Raw genomic sequence first — 1,269 nt, 5'->3', positions numbered from 1 at the left:
CACCTCCCCTTGTAGGTTACATCGATACTTCACCAGCTTTTTGAGTCCTTCCGAGAATGGGTCCTTAAAACTCGTCGGAGGAAGGACTCGAAAAAGCCTTCCGGGCTCTTAGCCTTGGAAGGGACCAGGGTGCTTTGCGGAGGCGGCCACCTCCGCAAAGCGGCTCCGGATGAGATCAAACCTCCCCTTGAAACCGCCAAAGGCGAGTTCAGAGTGCAGCGTCGATCCCCCGGAGCCTCCTGGTTTTATATCAAACAGTTGACGGAACCTCTGTCCACGGACGGTGAGTTCATCTCTACAAGAAAGATACAAACCATGCCCCAAAACAAAAATTACATCGCTGTTGATATTGCCAAAGACAGCCTACAAGTGCAAGCACCCGATTACGCCTGCGCTTTGTCCTACAACGACGCCGGATTGAAGAAGCTGGGAACGATCATCCGCAGGCAACCAGCCGGGACGATTCTGGTCTGCGAAGCAACCGGAGGTTATGAGCGCTCCCTGATCGGTTATCTTCACGAACATGGATTGCCGGTCGCGCTGCTGAACCCTGCACGCGTGCGGAACTTTGCCCGCAGTGAAGGCCTCAAGGCGAAAACCGACCCTCTGGACGCGAAGATGCTGCTCCGCTACGCCAGCCAGAAACAACCCGGGGCAATGCCTCCGCCTTGTCCCTGTCGCGAGGAGCTGGCCGCATTGATGGACCGCCGCAGCCACCTGACCGAGATGCTTGCCAGGGAGAAATGCCGCCAGCAGAACTGTCCGGCAATCCTGCTACCGGATATCGCAAAGATGATCGGCTTTATTGAAAGCGAGTTGAAGGAAATCGAAAGACGGATCCGCGAGAAAGTCCGCTCGAACGAAAAGCTCAAAGCCCAGTCCGAGATCATGCAGAGCGTGACCGGTGTCGGCCCGGTGACCGCATGGTCAATCTGTGCCTATCTCGGGGAAATCACGCAAGTGAACCGAGCGCAGGTCGCGGCCCTTGCCGGGCTGGCCCCTTACAATCATGACACCGGAAAAACGAAGGGCAAACGACGAATACAGGGCGGGCGGCAAAAAGTCAGAGACCCCCTCTACATGGCAGCCACTGCCGCCGCCGTGCACAACGAACACATTAAGGCTTACATGGATCGGCTCAGGTTCGAAAAAGGAAAGCCTTACAAATGGGCCATCACTGCGGCCATGCGAAAGCTACTCATTCACATACAGTCCCTGCTGAAAAATTATGAAAAACAACTTGTATAAAGACACAGTTGCTGCAAGCAG

General features: G+C 55.2%; 1 protein-coding gene. It reads left to right on the top strand.

The window, feature by feature from the left end:
- Positions 1 to 315: 315 nt before the first annotated feature.
- Positions 316 to 1,248: a transposase gene (locus tag O2597_RS18570; protein WP_269527281.1), complete on the top strand. Its 933-nt coding sequence runs from the start codon at positions 316 to 318 to the stop codon at positions 1,246 to 1,248.
- Positions 1,249 to 1,269 lie beyond the last annotated feature (21 nt).

The sequence above is a fragment of the Coraliomargarita parva genome, from assembly GCF_027257905.1.
GTDB classification, from domain to species: domain Bacteria; phylum Verrucomicrobiota; class Verrucomicrobiia; order Opitutales; family Coraliomargaritaceae; genus Coraliomargarita_A; species Coraliomargarita_A parva.
This window is presented reverse-complemented; position numbering and strand designations above follow the sequence as displayed.